Here is a 26930-nt window from a genome sequence, read left to right as displayed (position 1 = left end):
TACGACGATGCGAGAGTTTCTGTTGACCGATAAGGATTTTTCCGAAATTTCGGCTCGGGTCTATGACACATGCGGCATAGTACTCGGGCCGCATAAAAGGGAAATGGTTTACTCAAGGTTAGCAAGGCGCATAAGAGCCAACGGGCTAAAATCATTTGAGGCGTATTTGTCTTTTTTGGAAGAAAATCAAGATGTTGAGTTTAGCCATTTTATTAATGCAATAACAACTAACTTAACTTCTTTCTTTCGAGAAAATCATCACTTCGAGTTCTTAACGAAAAGAATAGTTCCTGAAATTATTGCTAGGCACAAACACGACAGAAGAGTCCGAATCTGGTCTGCTGGATGCTCTACAGGTGAAGAGCCTTATAGTATCGCGATGACCATTGCGAATGCTTTTCCAAGTGGTTGGGACGTCAAAGTGCTAGCAACAGATCTAGATTCCAACGTCTTGGGCAAAGCGAGTCTCGGAGAATATACGGCAAATAACGTCACGGGTTTAGATGAAGATAAGCTCAAAAAATGGTTTCTTAGAAGTGCAGATGGAGCAATGTATAAAGTGAAGCCTAAATTGCAATCTTTCATCCATTTTAAACGACTTAATCTTCTAGAGCCATGGCCAATGAAAGGACCCTTTGATGTTATTTTCTGTCGTAATGTTTTGATTTATTTTGATAAAGAAACCAAAGATAAGTTGTTTGAGCAATATCATGACATGTTAGTTCCCAATGGTTACTTACTTATCGGGCACTCCGAGACGATGGGAAAAGAGCATCTGGAATTTAAAAACCTAGGTAAAACCATTTATCAAAAAGGCCAGTTGAATGAGAGAGTTTAGACCTGTTCTCAGAGGATTCGAACATGTAAAACGCTTTTGGGATTCAGGACGTTCTAAAGTCGTTGCAAAAGTATTACCTGGGGAATTTTATGTATCTAAGCAGGACGAATTGATTTCGACGGTATTAGGGTCTTGTATTGCAGCTTGCGTATATGACGAGAAATTGGGGATAGGTGGTATGAATCACTTTATGTTACCCGGAGCGAAAGCGCTACGAGAAGTGCATGCGGATGACCTAAATTGTCGTTATGGTAACTGGGCGATGGAGTATCTGATAAATGAAGTACTCAAAAATGGGGCGTCTAGAAGCAATTTAAAAATCAAACTTTTTGGCGGTGGAAAAATTATTAGCGCAATGACTGATATTGGGGAAGGGAACATCAGGTTTGCTCAAGCCTATGTGGAAGAGGAAAGTTTGAATTTAATTTCACAGGATGTAGGTGGCCCCTGGCCAAGAAAAGTTATCTTTCATCCTCAAAGTGGCAAAGCGCAAGTGAAAAAGTTACGAACCATGCACAATAACACAATTGAACAACGTGAAGTGCGTTACTTACATGACATTGAGGCTCAAGACAATAAAACGGATATTGAGCTATTTTAGGTGTGAAATATGATCAAAGTTCTGATTGTTGACGACTCGCCGTTAATTCGTGGGTTGTTAAAAGAAATACTAGGTCAGGCGGATGGTATTAAAGTCGTTGGCACCGCGGAAGACCCTTATGAAGCTAGAGAGCTCATTAAATCTACTTCGCCTGACGTATTAACTTTGGATATAGAAATGCCAAAAATGAATGGCATTAATTTTCTTAAAAACTTAATGCGTTTAAGGCCTATGCCTGTTGTGATGATCTCTACGTTGACCCAAGAGGGCTCACCCGCCACGATAGAAGCACTAGAGTTAGGTGCAGTTGATTTTATTTCTAAGCCCACCAGCAATGTTACTGATACCTTAATGTCTTATTCCGATTTACTGGTTAAGAAGATTAGAGTAGCGGCTGGTGCTAGAGTGAGGGCTTTTAAAGCACCAAAACAGGAAAGCGAATTAGAAATTGGCCGTAACTATACATTTTCGCGTAATACTATTTTAGCCATAGGCGCCTCAACTGGAGGAACTGAAGCGATCAGAGAAGTGCTTATGCGATTACCAACACACGCGCCTCCTGTTGTTATCACCCAACATATCCCACCAGTTTTCAGTACCTCATTCGCGCAAAGAATGGATCGCACCTGTGCGGTATCAGTCAAAGAAGCGGAAGATGGTGATGTTTTATTACCAGGTCATGTGTTCATAGCACCGGGAGACAAACATCTCAAGGTGGCACACACTGCAACCGGATATGTCTGCCGATTAGATGATACTGAGCCTGTTAATCGTCATAAACCCTCAGTTGAAGTGTTATTTAACTCCCTTGTGCCAATGGGGAAGCATGTTTGTGCTGCTATGCTCACGGGGATGGGTAGTGATGGAGCAAAAGCAATGCTAGCTTTGAAAGTCGCTGGTGCCAAGACGTTTGCACAAGATGAACTAAGCTGTGTAGTATGGGGAATGCCTAGAGCAGCGTACGAGCTTGGTGCAGTGCAAAGTCTGGTACCTTTGAGTAAAGTGACTGAAACCATGCTGAGCGCGGTTAAAAAGTAAGGGTAAGAGCTAATTTGTTCCTACCCAAAGCTGTTATTTTTCAATAACCCAAGGTTGTGAAAACCAATAATATCGTCCTGTGTCTTTGATTGAAGGCGCAGTACAGTTATATCGTGACCGTCCTATGGATAGTGCTTTCGGGGTTTGGATACGTACGCTGGTTTCTGATAGCCATGTCAGCTCAGCTTGCCCAACACCTGAAACGTAGCATGCAAATTGACTCTGATGAAAATCCTTATTGTTAAAATGCAACGTGATTGCTGGGGATTTATTGTTCGTGACGCTATCAAGGTAATCTAATTTTTGTAGAGAGAACGCTTTGGTCTCGAGTTTAGTTTTTAATGTTTCTAAGTTGCTGTAGTTTCCTGATGCGGGAAAGCGAGCGATACGTGTAAAATCTGAAGAAACACCAACCGCACCAGAGTGTTGCCCAATACCAATAAGTCCAAGCTCTGCTACTAGTTTTTGTAATTCATGATTAAACTCGCCGTACGGGTATGCGAGGTAGGGGTAATCGTGGCCAATTTCTTCTTTAATACGCTGCTGTGACCATGTGATATCGCCCTCAACACGCGCACGCCACTGCGCCGCTGTTTCATCTTTTAGTTTGAGATGGAGGTAATCGTGCTTAGCACTATGATTTGCGATAATAGCCCCGCGTTTTGCTAATGCTCTCAGTTCATCCCACGTCATGACATAGCTTTTCTTTTCGTCAATAAGTTGAGGGTTGACGAAAATAGTATAAGGAAAGCCAAAAGATTCCAGGATCGGGGCCGCCGCAGTGATATTGTTTTCATAGCCATCATCAAAGGTGATAGCTAACGTTTTTTCTGGTAGAGACTTACCCGACTTCAGGCTATCTAACAAATGTGGTAAAGGTATCACTGAAAAACCATGTTCTTTAATGTGGTTAAGATGAGATTTAAAGGTTTCTTCACTCACGCTGGTGACCGCTGGGAGTTTCTCACTCACGTGATGATACTGTAAGATAACCGCACTCCAACTATTTGCTGAAAATAGGGCCAAACCAAAAATAATATGTTGTATCAATTTCTTAAATGCCATAAAGCGCAACATCTGAGCCTCTTACTACTTGCAGGTCCGATGATACTATCAAATATTACGGTGCCACTGTTAGGATTAGTCGATACAGCGGTGATTGGTCATATGGGAGATGCGCATTTTTTGGCTGGGATTGCGCTTGGCTCTAGCGCTATTTCGGTACTATTTTGGCTTGCAAGTTTTTTGCGAATGAGTACAACAGGGGTGATCGCTCAATCAAGCGGCCAGCAGGACCATGACAAGCTAACACGTTCACTATATACCAGTATGCTCATTGCGCTGCTCTTCGCCATGAGTTTGATTGTGTTATCTCCTCTGCTGATCCAAGTTATTGCTCAGCTTTCAAATGCTTCTAGTGAAGTATTTGAGCAAGCAAAATTATATTTTCAAATCCGTGTATTTAGTGCGCCTGCAGCAATGTTAAACCTTGTGCTGCTGGGCTTTATGCTTGGGATGCATTACGGGCGAGGGCCATTCTATCTGGTGTTGTTCACAAACATAGTGAATATAGCTTTGGACATTTTATTTGTTGTCGGATTTGAGTGGGGAGTAGCAGGCGCAGCTTGGGCTTCACTGATTGCAGACTATTCGGCATTAGGCTTATCCTTGTTTTTGAGCGCATTGGTCGCAAAGCGTCACGGTATTACGTTGAAATTCACTCTACCAAAGCGCGCACAGTGGTTCAGTTTACTCACCTTGAATCGTGATATTTTTATTCGTTCCTTAATCTTACAACTCTGCTTTAGTTTCATGACTTTCTATGGCGCAAGGCTTGGTGAGATCACACTAGCGGCCAACGCTGTCTTACTGAATTTTTTGATGTTAGTCAGCTTTGCGATGGACGGTATTGCTTATGCTGCGGAGGCTAAGGTCGGCAGAGCAAAAGGACAAGGCTCGTTGGGGCAATTGCAATTATGGGTAAAAGTAAGCCTGTTTTGGGGGGCTGCATTTGCGCTTTTATACAGCGCTATTTTTTATCTAGCTGGTGGCTGGATCATTAGCTTATTAACCAATATCCCCGAAGTGATAACGTTAGCAGGTACTTACTTACCTTGGTTGGTGCTATTACCTTTGATTGCCATGAGTTGCTTTTTATTTGACGGTATCTTTGTGGGGCTTACTCGTGCTAAAGAAATGCGAAACAGCATGTTAGTTTCTGCGGTATTCGGTTTCTTCTTGCCGTTTTTGATTGCATTGCCACTCGGTAATCATGCGCTCTGGCTTGCGATGAGTTGTTTTATGGGGTTGCGTGGATTGACTTTGGCATATAAATATCATCGGCTCTCTCGAGAAGCTGCTTTACTCGAATAATGGAGCTGCGTTAAGCAAATGGGTCGTTATCTTTTAGGGCTTGGCGGCGTTTTTCTCTGGCTTCTATCACTTGAGAAAAGCGATTAGAAAAAATACCAATATAACCGTAAAAGGCACAGCACAAACCAGGAAATAAAAGCACTAAACCTGCGATTTGAAAGCGATGATCTTGATAATAACCCAGTGCGATTAAAGCACCCGCGAGTAACACAATAACAAGGCCAAAAAGGAAAAATTTGAGGCTTCGCTTAGGGTGAGACCCTAAGCGATAAATGAGGGTTTTGCTCATTAATAGTAAGAGTGTTCGCCACGCGCGTGCTCTGTGATGTCACGTACGCCATTGATTTCTTCAAACTTAGCGATCATCTCTTTTTCGATGCCCTCTTTCAATGTGACATCAATCATTGAGCAGCCGTTACAACCACCGCCGAATTGAAGTACTGCAATACCATCTGCGGTAATTTCTACTAGGCTAACTTGACCACCATGATTGGCCAACTGTGGATTTACTTCTGTCACAAGCATGTGCTCTACGCGTTCAGCTAGGCTCGCATCGTCACGTAATCGTTTAGCTTTGGCATTTGGTGCCTTAAGCGTTAACTGACTCCCCATTTTATCGGTAACGAAATCGATATCGGCTTCTTCTAAAAATGGTGCACTTTCTTCATCAACGATGGCTTCAAAACCATTAAACGGTAAGCGGATATCGCTTTGTTCAACGGCATCTGCTGGGCAATATGACACGCCACACTCAGCTTGAGAGGTGCCTGGATTAACCACGAAAACCCTAATATTGGTGCCTTCAGCCTGATCGGCTAATAGTTTCGCGAAATGGCTTTGGGCAGAATCTGAAATATGGATCATAATTCGCTCTATACTTGACTAAATTACTCGGTTAATACGTATCATACTCTCCTCGTCGTGTTGTCGCTAGTGTTCGGCGTAAAAATTTGGCAATCGGCGGTGTGCTTGTTAGCTTGAAAAGTAATCGGAATTAAAGGACATTATCATGCGGTTAATAAGCTGTATTATCGTGCTGTTGAGCTTTAGCTTGCAGGCCAAGCCCATTGCCTATTATTTTGGCGATGAAGTAAAATTTGATCCCACAATAACTACGCCAAAACAAGCATTTGGATATGAAGTTGGGCAGTGGCATTTGCGCCACGATCAAATCGTTAATTATCTACATACCCTTGCAAGTGAAAGCCCAAGGTTGAGTGTCGAAACAATCGGGTTTAGCCATGAGCGACGTCCTTTGTTACTCCTAAAAGCGAGCTCGCCACAAAACCAACAAAACTTGGCACGTATTCAGCAAGATCATATTGCTTCATTGAGCAGTAGCCAAAACCGTTCAGACCAGCCTGTTGTGATGTGGATGGGCTATAGCGTGCACGGTAATGAGTCTTCAGGAAGCAATGCCGCGGTACTCATGGCATATTATTTAGCCGCGGCGCAGGGCGAGTCTGTTACGCAGCTCCTTGATAATGCGGTGATATTGTTAGACCCAGCCTTGAACCCTGATGGCTTATCACGTTTTGCTACATGGGCAAACGCCAATAAGAGCATGTCTCTATCAACCGATCCTGCACATCGTGAGCATAATGAGTCTTGGCCTTCTAGTCGCACTAACCATTATTGGTTTGACCTCAATCGTGATTGGTTACTACTACAGCATCCTGAATCAAAAGCACGGATCAAAGCGTTCCATCGTTGGAAACCTAACGTACTGACCGATTTTCATGAAATGGGACCAAATAGTACGTATTTTTTCCAACCAGGGATCCCATCAAGGACTCACCCAATTACCCCATTACAAAACGTAGCGCTAACCAACGAGATTGGTAAGTTTCATGCCAAAGCTCTTGATGCGCAAGGGGAGTTATATTTTACTCAAGAGAGTTTTGATGACTTTTATTATGGTAAAGGTTCTACGTACCCTGACGTAAATGGTGCGGTTGGCATTTTATTCGAACAAGCGAGTAGTAGAGGGCATGCACAAGAAACTCAGTATGGCGTGTTGAGTTTTCCTGAAACGATTAAAAATCAGGTCACGACGAGTCTCTCGACATTTCAAGCCAGCACGACGCATCGACGCGCTTTACTTGATTATCAGCAGCAGTTTTATCAACAAGTGAACGAGCTTGCGAGTAAAGATGAAATCAACGGTTACGTTGTTGCTCGCGGCAAAGATAACTACCGTTTTCAAGCGTTTGTGGATTTATTGAAGCAGCATCAGATAGAGGTGAAATACCTCTCAAAAGCCAAAGAAGTTGATAACACCGAATATCAGCAAGGGGATTTATACATTCCACTGGCCCAGCCGCAATATCGCTTGATAAAAGCACTATTTAGCACACAGACGCATTTTAAGGACAACACGTTCTACGATGTTTCAGGTTGGACGATGCCGTATGCTTATGATTTAGATTTTGCCGCAGTAAAAAGTGGCTGGGGTTTAAAGCTTCAAGGTGAATCGAGCACTGACTCAAATCTATTGGCTCCCGTTGCAGGAAGTTATGCCTACACCATAGAGTGGCATCATTACCTGGCGCCACAATTAGCAAATCGACTCTTACAGGCTGGAGTGAAAGTAGCAGCTGCAATGTCACCATTTTCAGCGTCAACCACCTCAGGCTCTCATGACTTTCAGGTCGGGACATTGGTGATTGCAAGTGGTATTCAGCAGCAAGCGGACTGGTTTACTCAGCTTGAAACAATCGCCAGAGAGCTTTCACTTCCAGTATATAGTGTGACTACAGGCCTTACCCAAAGTGGCGTCGATTTTGGTTCAAGACAGATGCTGCAGCTGCAAAAGCCAGAAGTGCTCATCATAGGTGGTGCGGGTGTAAGTCAATATGAAGCGGGTGAGCTTTGGTATCATTTGGATAGGCATTTAAAACTTGCCCCGTCGATTGTGGAAAAGCAGCATATCGAGAAACTCGATCTTACGCGCTATACCCACATTTTATTGGCTGATGGTAAATATGGAGATTTAAGTGACAAGAGCAAAGCTAAGCTCTTGAGTTGGGTTGCTAAAGGCGGTGTGATTTGGGGGCAAAAGCGTGGTGCGCAGTGGCTAATCGAACAGCAGCTACTAGACGCTGAAATGGTTTCAAGCAAAGAAATGCGAGCCCAGTTTGACAGCAAAAATCTCACCTTTGCAGATCAAGATAGCCTTTCGGCAAAACAGCGGATTGCCGGCGCAATTTTTGATGCGCGTTTGGATTTAAGCCATCCTTTGTCTTTTGGCTTTGAGAACCAGGAATTACCTGTCTTTAAAAATAGCACTTGGGTGATGCATCGTAATAATAAACCATTTATCGAGTCGTTGACGTATACTAAAAAGCCTTTATTGGCAGGGTATGCTGATAATATTAACGTTGAACAGATCGCAGGTTCTTCTGTCTTGATTGCGTCAAAGTCTGGACGTGGAGTGGCTGTAGGAATGACTGACAATCCGGTATTTCGTGGCTTTTGGTTCGGTTCTAGCCGACTGCTAAATAACGCGTTGTTCTTTGCGCACGGCATATAAGGTCCAGAACAGCTTATCTGTGCAGCGAGATTTCTAGCGATTTGATTGATATCTATTGTCGTGATATCAAGCAAATAATACGCTTTTAAGCGTCGAATGGTGTGAGGCTGATAGCCATCGCCCACACCATTTTTGCCCCGTTTTGTTTACACACTTTTGCCGCTGCATTCATGGTCGCGCCCGTTGTGATCACATCCTCAAGTAATACGATATTTTTTCCTTCAACAGGTTGGCTGAGCACAAAGGCATTGTTTAAGTTACGTTTTCGTTTAGCCTTGGTCAGCTCAGATTGCGGCTTGGTGTGCTTTGTTCTTTTCAGTATTGTCTGGGTGAGTGGTAGCCCTTGCCAAATTTGCTCAACTTGATTGTAACCTCGTCGGATTAACCGTCTTCGGTGTAGTGGCAAACAACAAACAAGGTCTACAGGGAAGCCATTTTCTTCACCGAAGCGCTGCCATAGTGTTTGAGCCAGCAGATTTAAGGCACATTGATACGCTTTGCTGTGGTTAAACTTTACTCCTTGCAACCATGTGTTTATAGGCGTACGGTACCAACTCGCCACGGTTAACCCATCGCAGTCTTCAAGGCTAACCATGCGTTGAATATTGGGGTAATTAAGTAGATTAATCTCTTGATCCATAAAGTCTAAGCAGGCGTGTAAGCAGTGTGGACAAAGCAAGGTTTCTGTTGTGCGTTGTTCACAACATACACAAGGCTGACACCACTTTTTAGGTAATAACCGATTAAGTTGGATCATTGCTTTCCATCCCGGGTTAGCTATCATGGCGTCAAGTTTGGTATAGAGAACAGATAAATGCAAAATGAAGTTGTGCTGCTCCATGGTTGGGGGATGAACAAAGCGGTGTGGCAGTTATGCGAGGAAGCTTTAGCACCTACAACAGTAATTAAAGCGGTCAATCTTCCTGGATTTGGTGGCACACCAAGCGCCGAGGGCGATTATTCTCTTGAGCGTAACGCTTTACTTATTGCTGAGCAGCTGATGCCACAAAGCGTGTTGATAGGCTGGTCTTTGGGGGGCTTATTTGCATTGTATTTAGCTGCTCATTTTCCAGACAGAGTTAGCAAGGTTATTTTGGTCGCTTCAACGCCATTTTTTTGTGAGCAAGCTGATTGGCCCGGAATAGCCCCTAAGGTGCTAAACAACTTTGAGACTCAACTGCAAACCAATAGCGCAAAAACGATAGAAAGGTTTTTAGCTATTCAAGCGATGGGCAGTGAACATGCCAGAGAAGACATAAAACAACTCAAAGCGCTACTAGGCACACTGCCGGAAGCGGAGGCGAAAGCACTAGCTGGTGGACTGGAGATATTGAAATTGCAGGACTTACGTGATGAATTTTCACGGCTGCAACTCCCCACAATAGGCATATTCGGCCGTTTAGACTCTCTTGTGCCACAAGCGGCTGTAGAGAAAATGCAGGTACTCAATCCAAATTTTAAGGCTCATACGCTTGCAAAAGCCTCTCATGCGCCTTTTATCTCTCATAAAGAAGCCTTTTTATCACTCCTTAAATCAATTATTTAGATATTTGGAATAATAAAGCGGCAAAAAATTGCCGCTTTTACTTTTCTTTGTTGATATTTTGCGCAATAATTAGTCAGTAAGAAAAGGTTTATCTAGGTGCGAATATGCCAATAGGTGATGTGTTAAATAATGGAATCGACGGTTATAACCGCGCAGCTCAGGGGATTGCCCAAGCAAGTGCTGATATTAACCGCGCTGCCATCGATCAACAAAGCGATTCTGAACGTGCATCTGGGCGGCAGTTGCAAGGTGCCAGTGCCGGTGAAGCTGTGACAGCTCCTGTGAGCGAAACCCCAAGCTTGACCGAATCAGTGGTAGCCTTAAAAGTTGAAGAGTTTAACGCGAAAGCCAATGTGCAAACTATTCGCACTGCAGATGAAGTGCTAGGTACGTTGATTGATATTAAAGTGTAATGAACATAGTAACGCCACCACCGGCGATGAATTTAAACACTGCCAACGTGTACACCGAAACGGTTGTACGCGATAACCAGCTGCGTGAAGCGATCCCAAAACCTGCACCAACTAATCCCTCATTTACCGAAAACCGCAACCTTTCCGATTCTGAAAAAGGCCGCTCTTCTAACGTAGACGATGCAAAAGTTTACGGTTCTGATGGTAAAACAGAGCAAAGCAAAACCATTCAAGGCAAAGAGCAAGGTGAAAAAGGCGAAGGCCAAGAAAAAGAAAAGAATGAACAAGAGCAGCAACAAACAGAGCAAGATGAGCAGGTCGTTCAAGAATTAAAATCTCGAGATAGAGAAGTAAGATTACATGAGCAGGCTCATGCCAGAGTAGGCGGGCAATATGCCGGATCACCGAGTTATGAATATCAGCGCGGTCCTGATGGCAATAACTACGCTATTGGCGGTGAGGTGATGATCGACGTTGCGCCGCTTGAAGGTGATCCGCAGGGCACGATTGAAAAAATGCAAACGGTGAGAGCGGCAGCGTTAGCACCAGCAGAGCCATCTGGCGCTGACAGAGCCATCGCAGCAGATGCGACTCAAAAACTCTCGGCGGCGCAGGCTGAGTTGGCAAAAGCTTCTATCAGTGGTGAAGAGCAAAGTGATAGCAAGCGGGTGCAAAACATCCAAACTCGCCGCTTGAGTGGTGAACAGGCAAAGGCAGAGAGTGAAGAAGAACAAGCCAAGCTGAAGCAGGATGCAGATCCTTACGCTGTTGCGATGCCAATTGAAGCTGACCCTGAAATCCAAGCAAGATCGCTCAGGATCTCAAACTTTTATCAACATGTAGCGATGCCTAACCAACCCGCATCGCTATCAGTGCAAATTTAACCGTAGGTATTGGCCTTCTCCTCCGCGGGTCATTGCAGTGAAAACGAGTTAAAACCCCCGACAAACGAAAAGCGCGACCAAGGCCGCGCTTTTCTTTGTTAATTGCACTTTTGAACCTGAACTCGGGATAACAACTTGTTCTCTAGCAGCTGTTATCCCTTACTATTGCGTTAAATTTGCCTTGTATTAAGAAATAACTCCTGGCTAGAGCGATATAACGCTTTTGAACTTAGTGAGTTTAGTGGATGAACTTACTTCTTATCCCAAGTTCAGGTTATTGAGATTACTTCTTCAGCTTTGCGAAGGCTTCAGCAAACGCATTGCCCATCGCGGCGTTACCTGCATCTCGTGACTTTGGCTTAGAAGACTTAGGCGCAGGTTTTCCTTTGTGCGGCTTAGCGTTCTGTTTTTGCGCTGGAGCTTGAGATATTTCATCGTTTAAGCGCATGGTAAAGCTAATGCGTTTACGAGGCACATCAACCTCAATCACTTTGACCTTAACGATATCTCCCGCTTTAACGACTTCACGCGGATCGGAAATAAACTTATCCGTGAGTGCTGAAATGTGAACAAGTCCATCTTGATGTACACCTACATCCACAAAAGCCCCAAAATTGGCAACATTAGAGACCACACCTTCTAAAATCATACCGACTTTAAGATCTGTGATTGTCTCAACACCAGCTTTAAACTGCGCCGTTTTAAATTCTGGGCGAGGATCTCGGCCTGGCTTATCTAATTCTTTGATAATATCAGTGACCGTTGGTACCCCAAACTTATCATCTACATAGTCATTTGCCACAAGGCCATTCAAGACTTCGCGATTACCGATAAGGGTATTCACTTCTAGATTTTGTTTTTTACAAATCGCTTTGACAACAGGGTAAGCTTCAGGATGCACTGCTGATGCATCCAGTGGATCGTCGCCATTGGCGATACGTAAGAAACCAGCTGCTTGTTCAAATGCTTTAGGTCCTAATCGCTCAACTTTTTTAAGCGCTTTGCGATCCGTGAAAGAGCCATTATCGTCGCGGTATTTTACGATATTGCTGGCTAATGTTTTATTCAAACCCGAGACGCGCGTTAATAATGGTATCGATGCCGTGTTCACATCGACACCTACTGAGTTTACGCAGTCTTCGACCACAGCAGTTAGCGTTTGTCCTAACTGGCTTTGAGAAACATCATGCTGATATTGACCAACACCGATTGATTTAGGTTCGATTTTCACAAGCTCTGCTAACGGATCTTGTAATCTTCTTGCGATAGAAACTGCACCACGTAGAGATACATCAAGATCTGGAAATTCGTTTGCGGCAAATTCAGAGGCTGAGTACACCGATGCGCCAGCTTCACTCACCATGATTTTGTTGAGCTTTAATTCGGTAGCGCTTTTTAGCAGTTCTGCGGCCAGTTTGTCGGTTTCGCGAGACGCAGTCCCGTTACCGATAGCAATAAGCTCAACTTTGTATTGGCGGCACATTTGCTCTAGTGTCTTCAGCGACTTATCCCACTGGTTTTGAGGGGCATGAGGGTGGATAGTACTGGTTGCAATCAGTTTACCTGTGGCATCGACAATGGCGACTTTACACCCAGTACGTAATCCCGGATCAATACCCATTGTCACTTTTGCACCAGCAGGCGCAGCCATCAGCAGATCTTTTAGGTTTTTCGCGAAAACTTCGATAGCGTCTAGCTCTGACTTTTCACGCATTGACCCTAAGAACTCGTTTTCCAAGTGCAGGGCGATTTTAATCTTCCATGCCCACTGGACCACACCCATTAACCAATCACTGGCAGCTTTACCAGAGACGGCTAGGCGGTAATGATCAGCAATGATCTGTGCACAAAATTGAGCAGGGTCCTCTGCGCTTGGTTCCGGATTGATAGATAACTGCAAAAAGCCTTCGTTACGTGCTCTTAGCATCGCCAGCGCGCGGTGTGATGGAATTTTACTTAGTAGCTCATTATGTTCAAAGTAGTCACGGTATTTGCTTCCAGCTTCTTCTTTACCTGCAATGACTCTTGCTTCGATTTGCGCGTTGTCTTTAAGGTGTGCACGGAGTTTAGCAAGTAGTTTAGCGTCTTCTGCAAAACGCTCCATGAGAATGAATTTAGCGCCATCTAAAGCTGCTTTGCTGTCTGCAACGCCTTTGTTCTCATCAATGAAAGGAGTCGCTTGTTGTTCTGGGTCTAACGTTGGATCTGCAAATAAAGCGTCAGCTAAGGGTTCCAAACCTGCTTCTATTGCGATTTGGCCTTTTGTTCTGCGCTTTGGTTTGTATGGGAGATATAAATCTTCGAGTACGGTTTTGCTGTCAGCGGCTTGTATTTCTGCACTTAACTCAGCAGTGAGTTTACCCTGTTCATCGATGGTTTTTAAAATAAACTCGCGACGTTCATCAAGCTCTCGTAAGTAACCTAACCTTTGCTCAAGCAAACGCAGTTGAGTGTCATCTAAGCCACCCGTTACCTCTTTACGGTAACGTGCAATAAATGGAACGGTTGCCCCTTCGTCTAGCAAACTAATAGCAGCATTAACTTGCTGTTCTCTGGCGTTAAGCTCAGTTGCTAAACGTTGTGTGATATTGCTCATGCAAAATCCTTATACTCTTCTTAATCGGTCTGTGTTGCCTAGATAATACTCATCTTGGGCAAACAAAATTTAGCTCAATGTTATCATTGTTCGGTGTTTCTGCGATATTCGATTTGGTTGATATACCAAAGTCTTCGGCCGTGCGGTGTGGTGACCGTAATTTCATCATCGACTTGTTTGCTTAGTAAGGCCCTTGCCATTGGCGCATCGATGGAGATGTAGTCATTGCGTTCGTATATTTCATCAGGTCCAACAATCCGAAATGCACGAACCTCGCCTTCTTCGCTTTCTACTTCTACCCAAGCGCCAAAAAATACTTTACCTTCTTGTTCGGGACTGTATTCCACGACTTTTAGTTCGGGCATACGCTTTCGTAAAAAGCGCACCCGTCTATCTATTTGCCTTAATAAACGTTTATTGAAGGTGTAGTCGGCATTTTCGGAGCGATCGCCTAAACTCGCTGCCCAATTCACAATTTTGGTGATCTCTGGGCGCTTTTCAAACCACAGATGATCATGTTCTTGCTGCAGTTGGCGGTATCCTTCGGGCGTGATCAAATTCGTTTTCATGTTTCTCAGGTATTTTGGGTTAAACCCTTGTAATGTTCGGTAACAATCTAGTATCAATGTATGGTGTCGAAAAGCACCAAATTCAATTATATTTAAGCATAATAATATCATGGTCCATTATCGCCATGAGCGTTAAATGAACAGGATGATGATTTGTGCACGAAATGTCGCAGATCAGCAAGCTTTAGTAAATTAATAAATAGAAGAAATATAAATGGGAAATGAAACCACCAAAGTGCTCGTAGTTGATGACGATATGCGTTTACGCAGTCTTTTAGAGCGTTATCTCGTTGAGCAGGGATTTATCGTCCGCAGCGCAGCCAATTCTGAACAAATGGATAGACTACTTGAACGCGAAAACTTTCACTTAATGGTGTTAGATTTGATGCTTCCTGGAGAAGATGGCCTTTCCATCTGTCGTCGTTTAAGACAAAAAGAGAATGAGATCCCAATTGTTATGTTGACGGCGAAAGGTGACGAAGTTGACCGTATTATTGGCCTTGAGCTTGGCGCGGATGATTACATTCCAAAACCATTCAACCCAAGAGAACTGCTGGCGCGAATAAAAGCCATTCTTCGTCGTCGTGCCAAAGAAGTACCAGGTGCGCCTGCGGCAGAAGAAAATGAAGTGAGCTTTGGTAACTTTACCCTTAATTTAGCGACGCGAGAGATGCAACATGGAGAAGCGACAATTTCACTTACCTCAGGTGAGTTTGCGGTACTTAAAGCACTGGTGAGTCACCCTCGCGAGCCGCTTAGTCGAGATAAGTTAATGAACCTTGCTAGAGGGCGTGATTATAGCGCACTTGAGCGTAGCATTGACGTTCAGGTTTCGCGCTTACGTCGTATGATTGAAGATGACGCCTCTAATCCTCGCTATATACAAACGGTGTGGGGTCTTGGGTACGTATTTGTGCCTGACGGCGTGAAGTAGCCAGCATGTTACCTCGTAGTGCATTCGGGCAAACCGTCTTCTTTGTCGGCGCGTTACTATTGATAAATCAAGTCGTGTCTTACATTACCGTTACCTTATACGTCTTCAAACCAACCTTTGAACAAGTGAATCTGATGCTCGCTAAGCAGGTTAAAACGGTCTTCATTGATTGGGAAGATGGTGTTGAAGTGGACAATACACTATCTCGCAAATTTTTTGAGATAACCGGCATTGAGGTGATGACACAAAGAGAGGCCTATGTAAATGGGCTGGGGCAGGCCAAAGAATATACATTGCTGTCTCGTAGTATGTCGGAGCAACTTAATGGTTCTGCGCGAGTCAGGATAAGCCAAGGAGATCCGGTTGTTTATTGGGTCGAAGCACCGCAAGCGCCAGGGTATTGGGTAAGAGTACCGCTTAGCGGACTCAGTGAAACAAAAATGGAGTTTTTAGTTTTTTACCTCTCCAGTATTGGTTTTTTAAGTGTGTTAGGAGGGTGGCTTTTTGCTAGGCATCTCAACAAACCGCTAAAATCACTACAAATTGCTGCTAGTCGAGTAGGGGTCGGGGACTTTTCAACCCGGCTTGTTGAAGAAGGGTCCACGGAAGTCATAGAGGTGACTCGGGCGTTTAATAAAATGTCTAAGGGGATCGCAGACCTAGAAAGTGATAGGCGATTGTTAATGGCTGGTGTTTCACACGATTTACGTACACCCTTAACCCGAATTCGTCTAGCAACTGAAATGATGTCGGATGAAGAAGACTATCTGCGCGAGGGAATAATCGACGATATTGAAGACATGAATGCGATTATTGACCAATTCATCGAATATCTCCGTCATCACAACGGTGCAGAAATGTCGGCTGATGACGTTAACACGGTTATTGAAGAAGTCGTTCATGCAGAGCAGCAGCATCAGCGACCAATTCACTTGCAAGCAGAGGAATACTTACCTGCGGTGATGATGAATGCCGTCGCGTTAAAGCGGGTGTTTACTAACATGATTGAAAATGCAATCCGTTATTCTGAACAAGATATTGAGGTGACGACAGAATACAGCCCCAAGCACCGTGCTGTTATCGTAAAAGTAATGGACAGAGGACCAGGTATCCCTGAGTCAGAGTTAGAGTCTGTATTCGAACCATTTAAACAGGGAGATCAGGCTAGAGGGAGTGAGGGGAGTGGTTTAGGGCTTGCCATTATCAAACGTATCGTGACCACACACGGCGGTAAAGTAAGACTACGAAATCGAGATGGTGGTGGTCTGATCGCGGAGGTTTCTTTGCCAGCTTATCGGGGAAAGCTTGAGGAAGCATGATTTTCAATAGGGTAGGCGAGCAAGTTGAGCACAATAAAGCATAGGGATTTAAGCTATCAAAAGGGAGTGTTAGATACACAGTATTTAAACCAATTGAAGCGAGTGATAGCGACAAGCTTTTCCAATGTCGAGGTAGAGCATTACTTTGCTTTGTACTTTGAAAAAGGCGAAAGCACAAAGCGCAGACTCCGGTTGTTTTTATCAGGCGGTGACATTGTCGGCTATTGCTTATTGACCTTTGATGATAGCAACAAGGATGTTTGCATTGTTGGCGCTTCAGCTGCTTTTTTGCCTGACTTTAGAGGGAAAAACAGTACCTTTAGGTTTTCTCTTATCGAGGTATTAAAACGTTATATACGTAACCCACGTAGAAAACTGTTATATGCAGATACCATGCTCAGTCCCGCCATGTTCAGGGCCATGGCAAAAAATATCGCCGAAGTTTATCCGAATAGCTTGTCTCAAAATAGCGCGATAGCAATTCTCTATGACACCATCAATCCAGTTGGCTTGGTAAGCCCTTATAATGGCCTAAGGTGTTTGAAAGCTGTTGGACGCAAAACCAATTACAGCGAGGCTGAAATTACACGCTTTAGAGAAAGCAGCAAAACTGAGATTGCACTTTACTGTTGTGTTAATCCTGACTTTGATAAGGGAATTGCGCTTGTGGCTATCATTCCAATCACAATGAAACAATTTGTATTAACCTTTAAAAAGTTGGTGCTAAATAAGCTTTGGAGTACGTCGTAATAGGGCGAGTTTTCGCCCTATTAAAGGACTTGGTTATCGCGTTATTAGCAGATATCTACTGAACGACAAAGTCCCATTGACTCACAAATTGCAACGTGAGTATCACAAATTTGCCAACTGCCACAATCAACTCTAGAGCCAAAAGTCGCGCCCGCGGCAGCAATTTTTCTGGTCGCCTGATTGTTTAGATCTTTCGCTTGCAGCGATTTTAGTTGTTTCTTTTTTAATTGTAATTTCATGGTTTTCCTTATACGTGCTGTTTAAATAATCAGCAATATATAAGCATGTATGTACCTAGATGTTAATAATAAGTTTGTTGAAAGATATTCATGTGTAAAAAATTAGGCACAAAAAAACGCCCAAACAAGGGGCGCTTTTGATAAAGGAATCTTTCTTAGGTTAGCCGCGAGGGCCTGCTGCTTTGATTGCTTCAGAAACATCGTATTTAGCGAAGTTTTCTTTGAAGTCAGCCGCAAGTTTAGCTGCATATTCCGCATACTTAGCCTGATCTTGCCATGTATTTACCGGATTAAGTAGCTTGCTATCAACACCTTCCACTGCCACTGGTACATCTAAATTTAGTGCCTCAATGTGCTGTGTCTCAACGCCCTCTAATGTATCGTTTACGATTGCATCAATCACGGCGCGAGTTGTTGGAATGTCAAAACGCTTACCAATGCCATAAGGACCACCAGTCCAACCTGTGTTTACTAGGTAAACTTTAGCGCCAAACTCACGCACGCGTTTCATTAGTAGCTCAGCGTACACGCCTGCTGGACGCGGGAAGAAAGGAGCACCAAAACAAGTTGAGAAAGTTGATTCGATATCAGAAGTTGAACCAATCTCAGTTGAGCCTACTTTCGCTGTGTAGCCACTAAGGAAGTGATAAGCCGCAGCTTCTTCGCTTAGGATTGAAACTGGAGGTAATACGCCGCTCACGTCACAAGTTAAGAATACAACTGCACGAGGCTCGCCCGCGCGGTTTTCAACTTTACGCTTTTCAACATGCTCAAGAGGGTAAGCTGCACGCGTATTTTGCGTTAAGCTTGAATCGGTATAATCAGGAGTACGCGTTTCATCTAGCACGACGTTTTCTAAAATAGTACCAAAACGGATTGCATCCCAAATAACAGGCTCGTTCTTTTGTGACAGGTCGATACATTTCGCATAACAACCGCCTTCAATGTTGAATACGCTACCAGGTGCCCAACCGTGCTCATCATCACCGATAAGAAAACGCTTAGGATCCGCAGAAAGCGTAGTTTTACCTGTTCCTGATAGACCAAAGAATAACGTTGTGTCACCAGCTTCGCCAACGTTTGCACTACAGTGCATAGGTAGCACACCTTTTGCTGGTAGTAAGAAGTTCTGTACAGAGAACATCGACTTCTTCATTTCACCGGCGTAATGCATACCTGCGATAAGCACTTTGCGCTGTGCAAAGTTGATGATAACGGTACCATCGCTGTTTGTACCATCACGCTCAGGATCACAAACAAAAGAAGGAACGTTCATCACCTGCCATTCAGGTAAATCAGTTTTGTTATAAGAGTTAGGTTCGATAAACATGTTTTTAGCGAAAATGTGGTGCCAAGCAGTTTCAGTCGTTACAACGACTGGTAAATAGTGCTCTGGATCCGCACCGACTTCTAAGTGAGAGACGAAGTGGTCATTTTCAAGAACGTGCGCTTCTACGCGAGCCCATAAAGCATCAAACTTAGCACCTTCGAATGGGCGGTTTACGTTACCCCATTGGATGTCATTTTCTGTGCTTGATTCTTTTACGATGAAACGGTCGTTTGGTGAACGTCCAGTACGACGACCAGTTTTTGCAACAAAAGCTCCATTTGCGGCTAAAGTGCCCTCGCCACGACGGATAGCGTGTTCGACAAGTTCAGCTGCGGTTAAATCGACAAAACGAGTAGCGCTTGAAGTCATGTTTATACCTAAAAAGTGAGAGTTGAACGGGATAGCTCTGGGGTACTCTTGCCCTTAGCTAAATTTATAGTAACAGATGAAATTGAGATATTCGAGCCTTTAGAGTGCTTAAAATTACATAAAAACGTCAAAAAACTTGAATAATTTCAATGATACCGGTGTCATAACTTTTGTATGTTTTATGACACCGGTATCACCCAATAGCCATAAAAAAACCGCCAAAAATGGCGGTTTCATTTTGTAATTAAGGGCTAAAGCGCAACTTAATTAAATAACGATTTAATATCTTGCTCGTTAAAAACGTAGTTTTTCAAGCAGTAATGACAGCTAATATTGACCTCGCCGTGTTTTTGCAAGTCTTCCATCAAGGCTTCTAGTCCGACATTGGCCAGCGCATTCTCGGTTTTTTCTCGGCTACATCCACATACAAACGAGATAGCTTGCGGTTCAAAAAGTTGAGGATTGTCTTCGTGATACAGTCTAGTTAGTACGGTATTGGCGTCTAAATCTAGTAGCTCTTCATCTTTAATCGTGTCGCTTAGTGCTTCAAGATGTTGGAAATCGGCAACAGACTTTTCTTTATTGACGGGCAGTACTTGTAAAAATAGACCTGCCGCTTTCACTTTATCGCCGACTAGGCTTGTTGCGAACCATAAACGGGTTTTCAATTGCTCAGATTGCTCGAAGTATTCTTCTAAACATTCGGCAAGTGATTCTTTAGAAAGGGGAACTATGCCTTGATAGCGTTCGCCTTTTGTCGGTGTAATGGTGATAACCATATACCCTTTGCCCATGAGCTCAGGTATAGATGATCCCAAAACCTCAGATTGCAGCCTTGCCACGCCACGCATCTGTTGTTTGTGATTACCATTGATCACCGCATATTTTACTGGACCATCACCTTGGAGCTGAACCGCAATGTCACCTTCAAATTTTAACGTAGCGGTCAGTAAACTGGTTGCAACCAATAACTCGCCTAATAGGTGTTGCACAGGCTCTGGGTAGTTGTGACCGCTAATGATGTCAGTAAAAGTCTGTTCTATTTGTACAAGCTCACCACGTACGTCTAGCTTGTCAAAAATATAACGATGAAGTAAATCAGTCTGCATCAATGAAAATCCTAGTTTGATTTCAATTTAAGTAATTCACGGCGTTGTTTCTTGTCCGGCTTAGTGGCAGGACGAGGCGCAAACAAGCTATTGTTTTGGCGCGCCAACGCGTTTTGCGTTCGTTTTTCAATGCTTGCTTCAGACTCTTCATAAAGAGTTTGAGCAATTGGAGCCGCTTGTCGCTTTTCCATGATTTTGAGTATGGTTACTTCTTTCTCTTCATATCCTTGGGCTAATTTCACTACCGCGCCGACTTCAACCGTTTTACTTGGTTTACAGCGTTGACCGTTGTAATGTACTTTGCCACCTTGGACCATATCGCGAGCAAGCGCTCGTGTTTTGTAAAAGCGAGCAGCCCATAACCACTTATCAATACGAACTTTCTGTTCAGATTGGTTGTTTTCCTGTTGGAGTTTTGTCACAATTCGTTAACTATTTGCTAGTGTGAAATTTAACCTAACAAATTTAGCATATTTCGTTATGCAAACAAAGTAGATGACAGGCACTAAACTTGTGAGTTAATCGCACTTTACCTAAAAAATGAACTAATATGTGTGTCTATGTTCCAAGGTTAAGTTTAGATTCAGTTAATTGGCCTACGGTGTACCTATTTAATTAAAAGTTTAACAAATGCACGCTTGTTGAAAAAATTTCGAGGCGGTACACTGGGGCGTTCAAGAAAATAAGAAAAGTATTATATGGAATTACAGTTACAACAGCTTCAGAAGTTTTGGCTTGGTTTGCCTCACGCAAAATTGAGTCGTATCATTGTTGTCCTGTCGGTTGTTTACGTTGCGTTTCTCTTTTCGCAATTATTTTGGTTGTTATGGCCAGTGCCACAAACACAACCCTTGCTTCCAGCATCACAACTGTATAGTCAATCAAGTAGCGGTATCACAAGCCAAGGAATTGTCGCTCAAAATTTGTTTGGTGAGGCAAATGCTAAGCCTGATACCAAACCACAGCCCGTGGTTTCTGATGCACCAGAAACAACGCTTAACGTTAGGCTAACCGGTATCGTAGCGGTAAGCCAAGATGATGGTGCGGGTCTTGCTATTATCGAGTCTCAGGGTCGCCAGGAGACCTACTCAGTTGATGCACCAATCACAGGCACTCGCGCTAAGCTTGCCCGAGTGTTACCTGATCGTGTGATTTTGGATGTCAGTGGGCGTTTTGAAACGCTGATGTTAGATGGTATAGAGTTTAGTCGCACTGTGGCGATGCCAACAAAGTCAAAGAAAATCGTCAACAGCACAGCTTCACCAACCCCATCTCGAAATGAACTAGCAAATCGTCGCCAGGAATTGCTCAGCGATCCAGGTAAATTATTTGATTATATTAAGATTGCTCCGGAACAGCGTAACGGCGAAGTTATTGGCTATCGTCTCTCACCTGGAAAGGATCCTGAATTGTTCGAACAGGTGGGGCTTAAAGCGAATGATTTAGCAATCGCAATTAATGGGTTTCAGCTCACGGATATGAAACAGGCTATGTCAGCTATTAATGAACTTAGAACGAGCACAGATGCGAACATCACGATTGAGCGAGACGGTCAAGTGATGGATGTGCAGTTTAGCCTGTAAAGTTACTAATTTTGGAGTTTTAGAATAATGGGTAAAAAGCTACACCTCACAAAAACCAAAAAAGGGTTAGCTAAGTATGCAACGCTCTTGATTGCTGCTGGTATTTCACTTTCTGTTTCTGCGGTTGAATATGCCGCGAACTTCAAAGGTACCGATATTAATGAATTCATTAATATCGTTAGTGATAAGCTGAATAAAACTATCATCATAGACCCTAACGTGCGCGGTAATATCAATGTTCGCAGTTATGAGTTGATGGATGAAAAGCTTTATTATCAGTTCTTTTTAAACGTGCTGGAAGTGTATGGTTATTCTGTTATTGAAATGGATAGCGGTGTGCTTAAGGTAGTTCGTAGTTCTGATGGTAAAAAGTCAAATGTACCTTTGGTATCTGGTGAAGAGCTAGGTAATGGTGACGTAATGGTAACACGCGTTGTTCGCGTGAAGAACGTTAGCGTGCAAGAGCTTGGTCCACTTATTCGTCAGTTCAGTGACCAAAAAGATGGTGGTCACGTAACCAATCTAAATTCAGCAAACGTGATGATGCTAACTGGCCACGCGTCCTCGGTGAATCGCCTAGTTGATATAATCAAAACGGTTGACCAAGCAGGTGATAAACGTGTTGATATCGTTAAGCTGAAGCATGCCACTGCTGAAGATGTTGTTAAAGTCGTTGAAAAGATTTTTCAAGACTCAGGGAAAGGCGGTGTACCAGACTTCCTTATCCCGAAAATTGTGTCAGATACCCGCACTAATAGCGTCATTGTCAGCGGCGAGTCACAGGCGCGTAGCCGAGCTGCTGAGCTTATAAAGCGTTTAGACGACGAGTTGCAATCCCAAGGCAATACTCAGGTCTTCTATCTGAATTACGCAAAAGCTGAAGATCTGGTTAAGGTTCTTCAAGGCGTGAGTAAATCGATTGAAGAAGAGCAAGCCGCAGGTCAGCAAGCAAGAACTCGCAGTAGTAGCAAAAATGAAACCAGCATTGAGGCGCATGAAGACTCAAACTCATTGGTGATAACGGCGCAGCCAGACACTATGCGTTCACTGAGTCAAGTTATTAAAAAACTGGATATCCGTCGTGCCCAAGTATTGGTTGAAGCGATTGTTGTTGAGGTTTCTGAAGCCGATGGTATTAACCTTGGCTTACAATGGATCTCTGAAAAAGGCGGTATGCTACAGTTTAATGACGGTACAACTGCACCAATTGGATCCATAGCGGTTGCTGCTGAGCAAGCTCGTGACAAAACAGTCACTAAAAATATAACAGGTACAGAATCTGGAAAAACAACAGAATATGATGAGACTGTTAAGGGCGATTTGACTGGGCTTGCCAAAGTTCTAGGCGGTATTAATGGGTTAGCCGCAGGTATTGTCAAGAATGATTGGGGTGCAATCATTCAAGCGGTAACTACTGATACCAACTCAAATATTCTTGCCACGCCATCGGTTACGACTATGGATAACGAAGAAGCGTCCATGATCGTCGGTGAAGAAGTGCCAATTGTTACGGGTTCAACGGCGAACGACAATAATTCAAACCCGTTCCAAACGGTAGACCGCCAAGAAGTGGGTATTAAATTAAAAGTAACCCCTCAGATTAACGATGGCACAGCGGTTCAACTGACGATAGAACAAGAAGTATCAAGCGTGAAAGGTGCGACGTCGGTGGATATTCGAGTGGCTAAACGTGCTATCAATACCACGGTTATCGCTGATGATGGCGGCATGGTTATCTTAGGTGGTCTGATTGATGAAACCGTTCAAGAAAGTGTATCTAAAGTACCACTATTGGGTGACATTCCAATATTAGGTCACCTATTTAGATCAACAGGGACTAAAAAGGAAAAACGCAATCTATTAGTATTCATTCGTCCGACTATTGTACGTGATAGCCGCAGTATGAATGAAATTAGCCATTCAAAATATAACTTTATCCGTGGTGAGCAGCATAAACAAAGAGAAGATGGCATTGAGCTAATGCCATTTGAAGACACGCCAATCTTACCTAAGTGGGATGATAAGCTTACTCTGCCTCCTACGTATGAAGAGTTCTTAAAAGAACAAAACAAAAAAGAGCGTGAAAATGATTGATGAGAAAGTCACGCCGGATTTAGGAGCTGAAGCTGAAGAGATGGCAGCGCAGCTGCAAAGCGCTGAGCCAATACTAGGTGAGGTGGCTGAAATGCCGCCCGTCCCAGCAATCACTTTACGTTTGCCATTTTCGTTTGCACGTCGCAAAGGGGTGTTACTCAGCCCTGATGGCGATCAGGCTAAGCTCTTTCACAAAGGTACGCTCGATCTTGAAACGTTGATGGAGGTACGCCGAGTTGCAGGAAAGACATTACATCTCGAAGCTTTAGATGAAGAACGCTTTGAGCATATGCTTGAGGCGTCTTATCAAAGAGACAGCTCTGAAACACAACAGATGATGGAAGACATCGGCAACGAGATGGACTTGTTCTCGCTTGCTGAAGAATTGCCACAAACAGAAGACCTGCTTGCCGCGGATGATGATGCGCCTATCATCAAGCTAATTAATGCCATGTTGAGTGAAGCGATAAAAGAAGGTGCATCGGATATTCATATCGAAACATTCGAGCAAGAACTAGTTATTCGCTTTAGGGTTGATGGTGTACTGAAAGAAGTCTTGAAGCCAAACCGTAAATTGTCTTCATTATTAGTTTCTCGTATCAAAGTAATGGCTAAGCTCGACATCGCAGAAAAACGTGTGCCGCAGGATGGCCGTATTAGTCTGCGGATTGCGGGGCGAGCCGTGGATGTGCGTGTATCGACGATGCCATCAAGCTTTGGTGAGCGAGTGGTGCTGCGTCTACTAGACAAAAATAATGCGCGATTAGATCTCGAAGATTTGGGCATGACCCAAGCAAACCGCGATGCGTTTGCAGAGATCATAGCCAAGCCTCACGGCATCATACTGGTTACCGGTCCAACGGGCTCAGGTAAGAGTACGACCTTGTACGCAGGCATGACACAAATCAATTCTAAGGATCGCAATATTTTAACGGTTGAAGATCCGATTGAATATGAAATCCCAGGCATTGGCCAAACACAAGTAAATCCAAAAGTGGATATGACATTCGCTCGAGGTTTACGTGCGATCCTACGTCAAGATCCCGATGTGGTGATGGTTGGTGAGATCCGAGATTTAGAAACCGCGCAAATTGGTGTTCAAGCATCTTTGACCGGCCACTTGGTATTATCCACACTGCATACGAATACGGCCGCTGGTGCTATCACGCGTATGGAAGATATGGGGGTTGAGCCATTCCTTTTAAGTTCATCACTACTAGGCGTGCTGTCACAGCGATTGGTAAGAACACTTTGCCCTAACTGTAAAGAAGCGCATTTGGCGGATGAACGAGAATGTGAACTACTGGGTGTGGCCAAAGACAGTGGCACGCAAATCTTCCGTGCAGTCGGCTGTGAAGAGTGTAATTTCAATGGTTACAAAGGCCGTACGGGTATTCATGAGCTTCTCATCGTTGATGAGCCCATCCGTGAACTTATTCATAACGGTAAAGGTGAGCAGGCGGTTGAGAAGTATATTCGTAAGCGTACGCCAAGCATCCGACAAGATGGCTGTTCGCGAGTACTTGCTGGCCAAACAACCTTAGAAGAAGTAATGCGTGTAACACGTGAGGAAGGCTAATGGCTGCGTTTGAATACCGCGCCTTAGATGGTAAAGGCAAAGAGAAGAAAGGAATTTTAGAAGCAGACACGGCGAAGCAAGTTAGGCAGATGCTAAGAGAAAAAGCCATGATGCCACTTGAAGTTTTGCCTGCTGCGGAGAAAGATAAAAACCAAAGTAGTGGTGGTTTTACGCTTTTTAAAGGCTACCGTCCCTCGGTATCAGATCTTGCCTTGATCACGCGCCAGTTGGCAACCTTGATCCAATCCTCTTTACCTGTTGAAGCTGCGGTGATGGCTGTAGCTGAGCAATGCGAAAAGCCAAGACTAAAGCGTATGCTGATGGCGGTAAGATCAAAAGTCGTTGAAGGTTATACACTTGCAGATGGTATGTCGGAGTTTCCTCACGTATTTGATCACTTGTACCGCTCAATGGTTGCCGCTGGAGAAAAGTCAGGGCACTTAGATGAAGTACTAAATCGCTTGGCCGATTACACTGAACAGCGCCAGCATATGCGCAGCCAAATTACGCAAGCGATGGTGTATCCCATTATTTTGGTCATCTTTGCTATCGCGATTGTTTCCATTCTATTGGGAACGGTAGTACCAAAGATCTTGAAGACCTTTGAGAAATCTAAGCAAGCACTGCCTTGGACAACAGAGTGGGTTATGGCTGCCAGTAATTTTGTACAAAACTACTGGATGATCACATTGGCAGTGGTTGTCATTGGCACCTACGCGATTAAAAAAGCATTACAAAAACCTAAGATCCGCTTTTGGTATGATAGTAAGCTGCTGAGTTTACCAGGTCTTGGTAAGGTAACTCGCAGTGTCAATACTGCACGATTTGCGCGTACCTTAAGTATTCTCTCATCGAGTTCTGTTCCGCTACTTGAGGGCATGAAAATCTCAGGCCAAGTACTTGAGAACGAAAAAATCAAAGCCTCCGTTGCAGAAGCGGCGACTCGTGTGAGTGAAGGTGCAAGCCTTAGAGCGTCGTTGCAACAGACCAAAATGTTCCCACCTATGATGCTGCACATGATTGCCAGCGGTGAAAAGTCGGGTGAATTAGAACAGATGCTTGAGCGTGCAGCGAATAACCAAGAAAGAGAATTTGAAAGTATGGTAAATGTCTCGCTGAAGTTGCTAGAACCTGCGATGATAGCGACGATGGCAATTATTGTACTGTTTATAGTTATGGCGATTCTTCAGCCGATTATGGCGATGAACAAAGCCGTAGGATTGTAGTCAAAAAG

25 protein-coding genes are annotated in these 26930 nt (G+C 43.9%); 15 read left to right on the top strand and 10 right to left on the bottom strand.

The window, feature by feature from the left end:
- Positions 1 to 7: 7 nt before the first annotated feature.
- The 3 genes from MHN32_RS16215 to MHN32_RS16205 are packed head-to-tail and all read left to right on the top strand — an operon-like array spanning position 8 to position 2477.
- Positions 8 to 838 (top strand): protein-glutamate O-methyltransferase CheR, encoded by an 831-nt coding sequence (locus tag MHN32_RS16215; protein WP_095728126.1) that lies wholly within the window; start codon positions 8 to 10, stop codon positions 836 to 838.
- Positions 825 to 1439: a chemoreceptor glutamine deamidase CheD gene (gene cheD, locus MHN32_RS16210; protein ID WP_010604353.1), complete on the top strand. Its 615-nt coding sequence runs from the start codon at positions 825 to 827 to the stop codon at positions 1437 to 1439. The genes MHN32_RS16215 and cheD overlap by 14 nt, the downstream gene beginning before the upstream one ends.
- 9 nt (positions 1440 to 1448) lie before the next feature.
- Positions 1449 to 2477, top strand: a complete 1029-nt coding sequence (locus tag MHN32_RS16205) for a chemotaxis response regulator protein-glutamate methylesterase (protein ID WP_235368848.1) — start codon at positions 1449 to 1451, stop codon at positions 2475 to 2477.
- Positions 2478 to 2510: 33 nt separating this feature from the next.
- Here the strand turns inward: MHN32_RS16205 and MHN32_RS16200 are convergent, their stop codons facing one another.
- Positions 2511 to 3554, bottom strand: a complete 1044-nt coding sequence (locus tag MHN32_RS16200) for a polysaccharide deacetylase family protein (protein WP_235368849.1) — start codon at positions 3552 to 3554, stop codon at positions 2511 to 2513.
- Here MHN32_RS16200 and dinF point away from each other — a divergent pair.
- A complete protein-coding gene (gene dinF / locus MHN32_RS16195; RefSeq protein WP_275440419.1) occupies positions 3519 to 4850 on the top strand; it encodes an MATE family efflux transporter DinF in 1332 nt (443 codons plus the stop codon). The two genes, MHN32_RS16200 and dinF, sit on opposite strands and share 36 nt — an antisense overlap.
- 10 nt (positions 4851 to 4860) lie before the next feature.
- Here dinF and MHN32_RS16190 read toward each other — a convergent pair whose 3' ends face one another.
- On the bottom strand, positions 4861 to 5139 hold the full coding sequence (locus MHN32_RS16190) for a hypothetical protein (protein ID WP_235368851.1): 279 nt from the start codon (positions 5137 to 5139) through the stop codon (positions 4861 to 4863).
- Entirely contained in the window at positions 5139 to 5714 is a 576-nt protein-coding gene (gene nfuA, locus MHN32_RS16185) for a Fe-S biogenesis protein NfuA (protein ID WP_010378467.1), read from the bottom strand. The genes MHN32_RS16190 and nfuA overlap by 1 nt, the downstream gene beginning before the upstream one ends.
- A 145-nt stretch (positions 5715 to 5859) precedes the next feature.
- Between nfuA and MHN32_RS16180 the strand changes: the two genes are divergently transcribed.
- A complete protein-coding gene (locus MHN32_RS16180; RefSeq protein ID WP_235368852.1) occupies positions 5860 to 8382 on the top strand; it encodes a M14 metallopeptidase family protein in 2523 nt (840 codons plus the stop codon).
- An 85-nt stretch (positions 8383 to 8467) separates the two neighbouring features.
- Here MHN32_RS16180 and MHN32_RS16175 read toward each other — a convergent pair whose 3' ends face one another.
- Positions 8468 to 9139, bottom strand: coding sequence for a phosphoribosyltransferase family protein (locus MHN32_RS16175; RefSeq protein WP_235368853.1), 672 nt, complete (start codon positions 9137 to 9139; stop codon positions 8468 to 8470).
- 57 nt (positions 9140 to 9196) lie between these two features.
- Between MHN32_RS16175 and bioH the strand changes: the two genes are divergently transcribed.
- The 3 genes from bioH (at position 9197) to MHN32_RS16160 (ending at position 11225) form a co-directional block, all read left to right on the top strand.
- The gene (gene bioH, locus MHN32_RS16170) at positions 9197 to 9928 is read left to right on the top strand and encodes a pimeloyl-ACP methyl ester esterase BioH (protein ID WP_045988268.1); all 732 of its coding nucleotides are present in this window, start codon (positions 9197 to 9199) and stop codon (positions 9926 to 9928) included.
- Positions 9929 to 10032: 104 nt separating this feature from the next.
- Positions 10033 to 10341, top strand: coding sequence for a hypothetical protein (locus tag MHN32_RS16165; protein ID WP_010378475.1), 309 nt, complete (start codon positions 10033 to 10035; stop codon positions 10339 to 10341).
- Entirely contained in the window at positions 10341 to 11225 is an 885-nt protein-coding gene (locus MHN32_RS16160) for a putative metalloprotease CJM1_0395 family protein (protein ID WP_010604361.1), read from the top strand. The genes MHN32_RS16165 and MHN32_RS16160 overlap by 1 nt, the downstream gene beginning before the upstream one ends.
- Before the next feature lie 283 nt (positions 11226 to 11508).
- Here MHN32_RS16160 and MHN32_RS16155 read toward each other — a convergent pair whose 3' ends face one another.
- Positions 11509 to 13821 (bottom strand): Tex family protein, encoded by a 2313-nt coding sequence (locus MHN32_RS16155; RefSeq protein WP_239422328.1) that lies wholly within the window; start codon positions 13819 to 13821, stop codon positions 11509 to 11511.
- 83 nt (positions 13822 to 13904) lie between these two features.
- Positions 13905 to 14390: a transcription elongation factor GreB gene (greB, locus tag MHN32_RS16150; protein ID WP_010378480.1), complete on the bottom strand. Its 486-nt coding sequence runs from the start codon at positions 14388 to 14390 to the stop codon at positions 13905 to 13907.
- 214 nt (positions 14391 to 14604) lie between these two features.
- Between greB and ompR the strand changes: the two genes are divergently transcribed.
- From ompR to MHN32_RS16135, 3 genes are read left to right on the top strand one after another with little or no spacing between them, the layout of a single operon-like run.
- A complete protein-coding gene (gene ompR / locus MHN32_RS16145; protein ID WP_010378483.1) occupies positions 14605 to 15324 on the top strand; it encodes a two-component system response regulator OmpR in 720 nt (239 codons plus the stop codon).
- A gap of 5 nt (positions 15325 to 15329) precedes the next feature.
- Entirely contained in the window at positions 15330 to 16643 is a 1314-nt protein-coding gene (envZ, locus tag MHN32_RS16140) for a two-component system sensor histidine kinase EnvZ (protein ID WP_235368855.1), read from the top strand.
- Between the two features lie 24 nt (positions 16644 to 16667).
- Positions 16668 to 17393 (top strand): hypothetical protein, encoded by a 726-nt coding sequence (locus MHN32_RS16135; protein WP_233525187.1) that lies wholly within the window; start codon positions 16668 to 16670, stop codon positions 17391 to 17393.
- A 44-nt stretch (positions 17394 to 17437) separates the two neighbouring features.
- Here the strand turns inward: MHN32_RS16135 and MHN32_RS16130 are convergent, their stop codons facing one another.
- From MHN32_RS16130 to hslR, 4 genes are all read right to left on the bottom strand, one after another.
- Complete coding sequence (locus MHN32_RS16130) at positions 17438 to 17632, bottom strand: hypothetical protein (RefSeq protein WP_010604365.1); 195 nt, start codon at positions 17630 to 17632, stop codon at positions 17438 to 17440.
- 160 nt (positions 17633 to 17792) lie between these two features.
- Positions 17793 to 19331, bottom strand: coding sequence for a phosphoenolpyruvate carboxykinase (locus MHN32_RS16125; protein ID WP_010378491.1), 1539 nt, complete (start codon positions 19329 to 19331; stop codon positions 17793 to 17795).
- A 263-nt stretch (positions 19332 to 19594) separates the two neighbouring features.
- Complete coding sequence (gene hslO, locus MHN32_RS16120) at positions 19595 to 20440, bottom strand: Hsp33 family molecular chaperone HslO (RefSeq protein WP_010604366.1); 846 nt, start codon at positions 20438 to 20440, stop codon at positions 19595 to 19597.
- Positions 20441 to 20451: 11 nt separating this feature from the next.
- Complete coding sequence (gene hslR, locus MHN32_RS16115; RefSeq protein WP_010378496.1) at positions 20452 to 20862, bottom strand: ribosome-associated heat shock protein Hsp15; 411 nt, start codon at positions 20860 to 20862, stop codon at positions 20452 to 20454.
- A 276-nt stretch (positions 20863 to 21138) separates the two neighbouring features.
- On the opposite strand from hslR, the gene gspC reads away from it, so the two are divergent.
- The 4 genes from gspC to gspF all read left to right on the top strand — a co-directional run bounded on the left by gspC (position 21139) and on the right by gspF (position 26922).
- Positions 21139 to 22023: a type II secretion system protein GspC gene (gspC, locus tag MHN32_RS16110; RefSeq protein WP_010604367.1), complete on the top strand. Its 885-nt coding sequence runs from the start codon at positions 21139 to 21141 to the stop codon at positions 22021 to 22023.
- Between the two features lie 27 nt (positions 22024 to 22050).
- On the top strand, positions 22051 to 24117 hold the full coding sequence (gene gspD / locus MHN32_RS16105) for a type II secretion system secretin GspD (protein WP_010604368.1): 2067 nt from the start codon (positions 22051 to 22053) through the stop codon (positions 24115 to 24117).
- 91 nt (positions 24118 to 24208) lie between these two features.
- Positions 24209 to 25696 (top strand): type II secretion system ATPase GspE, encoded by a 1488-nt coding sequence (gene gspE / locus MHN32_RS16100; protein WP_174171065.1) that lies wholly within the window; start codon positions 24209 to 24211, stop codon positions 25694 to 25696.
- Positions 25696 to 26922 carry a type II secretion system inner membrane protein GspF gene (gene gspF, locus MHN32_RS16095; RefSeq protein WP_010378505.1) on the top strand — a complete coding sequence of 409 codons (1227 nt, stop codon included), beginning with the start codon at positions 25696 to 25698 and terminating at the stop codon, positions 26920 to 26922. Before gspE ends, gspF begins: the two co-directional genes overlap by 1 nt.
- The last annotated feature ends 8 nt before the right edge of the window (positions 26923 to 26930 follow it).

Origin of the sequence: Pseudoalteromonas sp. Of11M-6, from assembly GCF_022347905.1 — a bacterium.
Lineage (GTDB): Bacteria > Pseudomonadota > Gammaproteobacteria > Enterobacterales > Alteromonadaceae > Pseudoalteromonas.
This window is presented reverse-complemented; position numbering and strand designations above follow the sequence as displayed.